The organism is Sulfuricurvum sp. (genome assembly GCF_028688295.1).
In the GTDB taxonomy this organism is placed as follows: Bacteria; Campylobacterota; Campylobacteria; order Campylobacterales; family Sulfurimonadaceae; genus Sulfuricurvum.
Genome location: NZ_JAQTYM010000086.1, coordinates 1 through 7,649, shown reverse-complemented (window position 1 = coordinate 7,649; position 7,649 = coordinate 1). Strand labels below are relative to the sequence as shown.

Below are 7,649 nucleotides of genomic sequence, written 5' to 3'. Positions count from 1 at the left end.
ACCCCATCAAGGGTGTCACGGATGTATCCAGTTGTATCTTGCAAGGGGGTGAGGGTCATCGTCGGCTCTAGCGCGGTGAGGGCAGGAAGTCCGGCACGCACGGCATCGGCAATGGCGATATCATTGGCTCCCGTCATTTTTTTGACCATCAGCAATACACCTGATTTCCCATCCAGTGAAGCGAAACTGCGCTCTTCGGCTAACGTATCACTCACGGTTGCCACATCCCCTAAACTTAGTCCCTCACGTATTCGAAGCCCAGATAAAGCTTCTACCGTTTTGCTGTCGTTATCGATGAGGATTTGGAACTCGTGCGCAGAATCAACTGTCTTTCCTCCATCCATTCTGATATTTTGAGCACGAATGATATTGGTTAGATCGCTCATGGTGAGTGAATATTTGGCAAGGAGTGCAGGATTTGGAGTGATGAGGATCTGTTTTTTACGTAAACCGGCAACCGTTACACCGCCGACTCCTTCGATTCTTTGCAAGCGGGGTTTGAGAATCTCATCAGCATGTTTCATCACCCTTTGGGTATCACTGCCCGCTAAAAAGAGGGTGATAACTGGGGAAGAGGTTATTGAGTATTTATCGACGGAGGGTTTATCGACTTCGTTAGGGAGTTGAATACTGGAGACTTTATCGCGGACGTCATTGACCGCTTCATCGAGGTCTTTGGAGAGTTTAAACTGGGCGACGACAACACTGATCCCTTTGGAACTGTCTGAACTGAGGGTATCGAGTCCCGAAATCCCGCTCACCGCCTCTTCGATCTTGTCGCTCACTTTGCTCTCGACGATATCGGCATTCGCTCCCTTATAGGTGGTGGTGACGATAACGATAGGGAAATCGACGTTTGGATAGAGTGCGGAGGGCATACTAGAGCGTTCGACCAGCCCGAAAAAGATCAACGCGAGGGCGAACATAAGGGTGGTAATAGGGCGGGTAATGGCAATTTTATGCATAATAAGTCCTATTTAGCCATGATCATGCCATCGCCGAACGTGCCGGGACGCAATCTCGAACCGTCAGCTTCGGCGGTCATTTGACGGTTTTTGGTATTGATAGCAGGGTAGATTTTAATGATTTTGGTACATTTACCTGTTGATTTACCATCGATAGAGGTGCAAAAACGATCCCCAACTTTGACCTGTGAGCCGAATTTAGAATCGTACTGGATGAGAAGTTTGGTTTGATCGCTGATGAGTTTAAACAGAGGTGTTCCCCCCATAGATGATACCATGTCCCCCATCTCGATATTTTTTTCGGAGATACTTCCCGCAAACGGGGCAGTGAGGCGCATTTTAGAGAGTTTTTGTGCAGCATAAGCGACCGATAATCGGGTTCGTTCTTTTTGTGAAAGTTTTGAATCCAATTCGGATTTGAGTTTATCGAGGGTGTTCTTATCGAATACCTGTGCACTTTTTTCATATCGTCCGTATTGATCGCTCAAAAATTTGCACTCTTTCGTGAGTGATTCTAAATCAGCTTTGGCCATTTGCAAGGAGAGCTGCTCTTCGGCGCTGTCTAATTGGAGGAGGAGGGAGCCTTTTTTGACGTGATCACCTGTTTGGACGGAGATATTTTTAACAATCCCTGATGCGTTCATCCCCAACGAGGCTTCACGGTAGGCTTGGGTCTCAAAGGTGGCGTATACATCGCCCCATAGGGAGAGTGCCGTTAGTGTAGATATCACAATCATTTTCATTTTTCATCCTTGATTAGTGTCATAAGGTCAATTCCATAGGCATAGGCGGCACTCGCTTTTGCCACTTGGAGGGTGTTACGGGCATTGCGAGCTTTTGCACGCGATTGTGTAAGATTAGTAAGTTCACTGAGGTACGTTGTTGAATTGACCAACCCCGCTTCAAAACGTTTTTTGATAAATCCGAAGGCTTCGAAACGTGCTTCCTCTTCAGCTTTAGCTGCTTCATAGGCATTTTGGGAGGTTTGAATCGACATAAGGGCTATTTCGGCGTCGTTACTCAGGCTTTTGGTTTTATAATCGAGGAGGTGTTGGGCTTTAAGGGTATCAATACGGGCTTGTTCACGCTCCTTTGCAATGCGTCCCATATCAAAGAGTGTCATAGAGAGCGAAGCGGTTATTTCGTTTTGGTTCAGCGGCTGGAGATTAGATCCCCCCATCGTATCGTAGCCGCTGTACTCCATGTATTTGTGTTTCGCCTCGAGGGTGATAGAGGGGAGGTAGGTATAACGATCCTCGGTATTACGCAAAATATCGATTTTTGAACGATCGCTTTGCAGATCATGGCGTTCTAGTGTCGCTAATTTCGGTTCTGCAAGCTCTCGATAGCGGAGTGGTTCATGAATCGGTGTCGCACTCAGAAGTTCCAAATGTTTACGGTGTTTTTCGAGGAGCACTTTAAGGTTTTGCTCGTCATAATCGGTTTCGAGTTTCGATGCAATCAGTGATTTGAGGATATCGGTGGTGGCGAGGTCATTTTTAACGAGTATTTCGAACCGTTCCACTTCGGAGAGGATCTCATTTTTTTTCTCTTTATTGACGCTGAGACGATCTTGAGTATCGAGATAGTCGTAATACGCCGCAATGGTCTCCATAAGGACATTTTGTTCTTCTTGTGCCAGTGAGTGGGTGGCGGAACTCATCGACGCGTGGAGGGCATCGAGTAAGGCTTCGCGGCGAAACCCGTCAAACACACTGATCTGAGCCCCTATCTCTGCACCTTGGATGCTGTTTGGCTCAAAAGCAGCTGTTTTGTCTTTTTTCTTATAGAGGGCAGTTGCAGTGACTGTCGGAAAATAGGCAGTTTTAGCTTCATCAAGCTGTTCTTGTGATTTTTGTATCTCCAGACGTGCCGATTCGACCCGTAAATTGGTTTTGGCACTCGGAAGCAATGATGCGAGATCGGCGCACATGAGCGATTGGGCGGCGAGGAGTAAAAGAGCCGTATTCCTCATACTGTTTTCCTTTTTTAAATCGTTATTGCGTTTTATGTTGACAATAGTAACATTAAATGTAAGCAATGTCAACATTGTCTCATCTATTTTATTTAACTCATGTTACAATACTATCATGAATAATGAGTTTGCTAAAAAAACGTCACCTTATCATCATGGAAACCTCAAAGAGTCGTTGGTTGAAACGGCATTGGATATCATTGACAAAGACGGGCTCGATGCGATCACTTTACGTGATTTGACGCAACGATTGGGTACGTCAAGAACAGCGGTTTATCGCCATTTTGAGAGTAAAGAAGCATTAATACTCGGCGTAATCGAGAAAGGGTATGAGAATCTTGATCGGATGTTTACCCCCATCTTTAAAGATCGAACTCAGAGTGTTGAAACACGGTTTAAAACGATGGGGAGAGCCTATCTCGATTTTGCGATAGAACATCCGAATCTTTATCGATTGTTGTTTGGTGATAAATATCATCAGGAGCGTGAAGAATTATGTGACTATAAAGATGAGAATCAAGCTACAGGACTATATGCCCTCATTGGACTTCTTCTCGAAGCCCAAGAAGAGGGGATTATTGCAACGGTGAACCCAATGGTGCAGGCGGCAATGGTGTGGGCATCGATTCATGGACTCGCATCGTTGTTGATTGATGGACATTTGATGATGCGTGATAATATTGATGCGATTTATGAGTACAGTATAGGGGTACTGCTAAAAGGGTTACACTAATCATGCAATTTCGGATGATAAGAAAAGATTTTGCTTCTACTATGATCGGTAATCTTTTAGTAAAAATTGCACGTTATACTTCTGCTAAAAATGGATACTAAATGAAATACTTTTTTCTCTTTTTAGCTTTTTCTCTATCGTTGTATGCCACTGATTTCCGCTCTAAAATCGATCATATTATTGTTATTTATCTCGAAAATCGCAGTTTTGATAATTTGTTCCGTGGGTTTGAGGGCGCTGATACATCAGATAAATCTATTACCCTATACGCAAAACAAATCGACAGGAACGGTAGTATTTACTCTACGCTTCCCCTGGGAGAAAAATCATTACTTGCTGGATTTCCTAAAACACTTACAAATGAGCCATTTTTACTCGATGCCACCGTATCCCAAGAGGGGATGATCCCTGATATGGTTCATCGCTTTTATCAAAACATTCTTCAGATTAACGGAGGCTCAAATAACCGTTTTGTCGATATCAGCGATGAAAAAGGGCTGAGTATGGGGTATCACGATATCTCTGAAAGTGCCATCTGGCGCTATGCAAAAGAGTTTACTCTATGTGATCGTTTCTTTGCAGCTGCATTCGGAGGATCATTTCTAAATCATCAGTGGTTGATCGCCGCACGAACTCCGTACGTTGGGACAGAGTCGAATATTTCGCGCTACGTATTGGATGAGCGTGGTGAGATTATAAAAGACGGCATTCTAACTCCTGATGGGTATGCGGTTAATACAATACAGCCCCGCAACCCACCGCATAAAGCAAAATACGCTGATCCCTCACTACGCCTTCAACCCATCGAATACGATACGATAGGGGATCGCTTGAGCGATAAAAACATATCATGGAGTTGGTATAGCGGTGGGTTTGATGATGCGATAGCGCTAAAGGGTGATCAAATCCACTACCAATATCACCATAACCCATTTTTGTATTTTGCACGTTATGCCCCAAATACGGGGGGGCGTCAACATCTCAAAGATGAAAAACTTTTTTTTAGTGAATTAGAAGAGGGAAAACTGCCGAGTGTCGCCTTTTTTAAACCCTCCGCTGCGGATAATCAACACCCGGGATATGCGAGTATTAAAGCTGCGGATGAAAAACTCTCCCAAATCGTCGAAGCGGTACGTAAAAAACCCGAAGTTTGGAAAAAGTCACTTATTATCGTCACTTATGATGAAAACGGCGGTTTATGGGATCATGTTGCCCCACCCTCAGGTGATCGATGGGGACCGGGAACGAGGATTCCGGCTCTTATCATCTCCCCGTATTCGAAAAAAGGGTACGTAGATCATACCGATTATGATACGACTTCTATTTTACGTCTCATTGAGTGGAAGCACGATCTGTTGCCTCTCGGGGAACGCAAGAGCAATAATCTGCTAAACGCTCTAGAAGATTAATGCAAAAAGATCCCAAACGGATCATCGTTTGGGATAGATGCCGGATCGATTTCGATAGAGTCGATGATAATCGACTCCCGCTGATGGGGTGGTAAGCGGAGTTTGAGACGCTCTACCGCTTGGGTCTCATTATCCGCATCAATCGGATAAAGGCGTGATTTCCCCTCAAGCCGTATATCGATGAGATAGCGCATGATCTTCCTTTAACAGATAAAGCTGACCGTAACAATCACAAAATTTTTTGCATCCGCACGAATAATAGATATTTTTGCCTGTTTCGATGGAATAGCTTCCGAAATCGGTTTTGATAACGTCGCCTTGGATTCGTAGAATCGTTATTTTTTTAACGAGGCATGAATCCATAGGATCAAGGCGGTGAAATTTCTCGCGCGTTGAATGTACCCATAAAACCGAAGCGGGAATTATGAGGGATGCTGCAACCATGGAATCCCACTCGCGCACGGCACCAAAACTTTCCAGCTCTGAATCGCTGATATTACGGTAAGGGCGCATAAGAACTCCAAATCAAATTTAGATTTGGATATGCATATATAATTCTTACAATAAAGTAATTTGAGAGTTGAGTGTTTGTTGAAGTGCAGAGGTTGCACGTGAGATGATAGAGGAGATATCTTCATTTTGGGTTTGAACGGTCGTTCCTAGACGCATACTGAGTGTTTTTAAATTCTGAAACGGTTCTTCACGCATAACGGTGAGAAGTTTACGACTGAAGTTCAAAGCGTTTTCAGACGAATCGACGAGATAGGCGAGTAAAAATGTCTTTTTCCCCCAGCGCACCAGCATGTCGCTTTGGCGGATATTGGATTTGACGCTAAAGCTAAAATCGTGAAGATAGTGTTCGGCTTCACTATCCGAAGACATCAGCTCAATCATCGTAATAGCGATCAATTTTTTGTTGAAAAGGGCTGCTTCTTGGAAACTTTTTGAGGTATGAACAAAGTACTCTTTATCATAAGCACCGCTCTCTTTGTCAATGCTGACATCGTTTTCGATCATAATCCGTTTGATGAGATCTTGGGAAATATCAGTAAATGTGACTATCGTATATCCATCGGAAGGTGTCAGTGCTGATACCGAAAAGGCATGGGGTTCGATACGGTAGTTGAGCATACTGATAATGCGGTCAATCTCTGGGAGTTCCATGAGATCTGTTGTCCAATTGTGAGGGTTAGATGCTTTTCCAATATGAAAATAGCTGTCATGCGGGACAAAGCGGTTGGGAAGTGAGCCGAACTCACGTAAAAAATGTTTTACAGAGGGTGTATTATTGAAATCTATAAATGCTTGATTAAAAAGTATCGGCTCATTATTATGGAGTAAAACGATGAGATTCTTTTGTGTATTAATAACCGATAAAAAAAGCTGACTGCATACATGATCTTCATGCATCAGATACGCTTCATCTTGTGATATTTCCATAGAGTGCCTTCACAGGGTATCTCATAATCATAACATAAGATGAAGAGAGTTTGAGCGCTTTGTGTAGGAAAATGGTCTTAATTGACCACTTTCTCGTTTGTATAAGCATAAGTAGAAGAGATTGAACGAAGACGTTCCGCCGCTTTAATAAAGACATCGATGACATAATCGATCTCATCAGCGGTGGTAAAGCGGCTGAGGCTGAGGCGAATCGCGGTATGAGCGAGCTCCGGATCTTCTCCGATCGCACTCATAACTGGATTGGCTTCGAGCGATTCTGATGCACATGCACTTCCTGTAGATGCCGCTATCCCTGCACGGTTTAGATCCCATAGCATCGATTCCCCTTCGATACCGCGAAGAGAAATCAAAATAGTGTTAGGGGTACGGCGAGCACGATCTCCGACGACGATGGTATCAGGCAGCTGAGAGATAGCATCTTCGAGACGGTCACGCAATGCTCGTACATCGCTGTTCATTTTGTCCAAATGTCCGACCGATTGTTTCATCGCTAGCCCCATACCGATGATGTAGGCGACGTTGAGAGTACCCGCACGCTTGCCCCCCATTTGTTCCCCACCGTGGAGGAGGTTCGGTAGCTCTTTCCCTTTTTTGACATACAATCCGCCGATCCCTTTTGGACCGTGAAATTTGTGTGCTGAGAAGGTGAGATAATCGATCGGTATTGCACTAAGATCGACTTTTACTTTTCCGATCGCTTGAACCGCATCGGTATGGAACAAGATTCCCCGTTCTTTTGCGATAGCGGCTACTTCTGCGACAGGGAAAATCATCCCCGTTTCATTGTTCGCCCACATCATACTAATGAGAATCGTTTTATCGGTAATCGCCGCCGCCACACGCTCAGAACTTACATAACCGTAAGCATCCACATCGACAAACGTGATTTCCGCACCGTTCTCTTCGAGGAAATGGAGAGTTTCGAGTACCGATGGATGCTCCACCGCAGAAGCGATGATATGGTTTTTAGACGGATCACGGAGGATATGTTTGAAAAAGATCCCTTTGAGGACAGCATTGTTACTCTCTGTCGCACATGAAGTGATGAGGATATCATCGGCATCGGGAGCATTAAGCGCATCATACATATACCCCATCGCTTCGTT

Annotated in this window: 9 protein-coding genes; 2 read left to right on the top strand and 7 right to left on the bottom strand. The window is 44.4% G+C overall.

Translation table 11 applies throughout. The features are described 5' to 3' along the window. The 3 genes from PHR02_RS12275 to PHR02_RS12265 all read right to left on the bottom strand — a co-directional run. Nucleotides 1-965 (bottom strand): efflux RND transporter permease subunit (locus tag PHR02_RS12275; RefSeq protein WP_299992443.1); only part of this gene is annotated, 965 nt, incomplete at its 3' end. Between the two features lie 8 nt (nucleotides 966-973). Then, entirely contained in the window at nucleotides 974-1,708 is a 735-nt protein-coding gene (locus PHR02_RS12270) for an efflux RND transporter periplasmic adaptor subunit (RefSeq protein WP_299992442.1), read from the bottom strand. Further along, entirely contained in the window at nucleotides 1,705-2,940 is a 1,236-nt protein-coding gene (locus PHR02_RS12265) for a TolC family protein (protein WP_299992440.1), read from the bottom strand. The genes PHR02_RS12270 and PHR02_RS12265 overlap by 4 nt, the downstream gene beginning before the upstream one ends. Nucleotides 2,941-3,055: 115 nt before the next feature. On the opposite strand from PHR02_RS12265, the gene PHR02_RS12260 reads away from it, so the two are divergent. After that, the gene (locus tag PHR02_RS12260; RefSeq protein WP_299992439.1) at nucleotides 3,056-3,673 is read left to right on the top strand and encodes a TetR/AcrR family transcriptional regulator; all 618 of its coding nucleotides are present in this window, start codon (nucleotides 3,056-3,058) and stop codon (nucleotides 3,671-3,673) included. Nucleotides 3,674-3,774: 101 nt separating this feature from the next. Further along, nucleotides 3,775-5,082 (top strand): alkaline phosphatase family protein, encoded by a 1,308-nt coding sequence (locus PHR02_RS12255; protein WP_299992437.1) that lies wholly within the window; start codon nucleotides 3,775-3,777, stop codon nucleotides 5,080-5,082. Here the strand turns inward: PHR02_RS12255 and PHR02_RS12250 are convergent. The 4 genes from PHR02_RS12250 to PHR02_RS12235 form a co-directional block, all read right to left on the bottom strand. Next, complete coding sequence (locus PHR02_RS12250; protein ID WP_299992435.1) at nucleotides 5,079-5,276, bottom strand: hypothetical protein; 198 nt, start codon at nucleotides 5,274-5,276, stop codon at nucleotides 5,079-5,081. The two genes, PHR02_RS12255 and PHR02_RS12250, sit on opposite strands and share 4 nt — an antisense overlap. Beyond that, complete coding sequence (locus PHR02_RS12245) at nucleotides 5,248-5,595, bottom strand: hypothetical protein (RefSeq protein ID WP_299992433.1); 348 nt, start codon at nucleotides 5,593-5,595, stop codon at nucleotides 5,248-5,250. The genes PHR02_RS12250 and PHR02_RS12245 overlap by 29 nt, the downstream gene beginning before the upstream one ends. 45 nt (nucleotides 5,596-5,640) lie before the next feature. Further along, a complete protein-coding gene (locus PHR02_RS12240) occupies nucleotides 5,641-6,522 on the bottom strand; it encodes a diguanylate cyclase (protein WP_299992432.1) in 882 nt (293 codons plus the stop codon). A 77-nt stretch (nucleotides 6,523-6,599) separates the two neighbouring features. Beyond that, nucleotides 6,600-7,649: aminotransferase class V-fold PLP-dependent enzyme (locus PHR02_RS12235; protein WP_299992430.1), on the bottom strand; the 1,050-nt coding region annotated here is incomplete at its 5' end.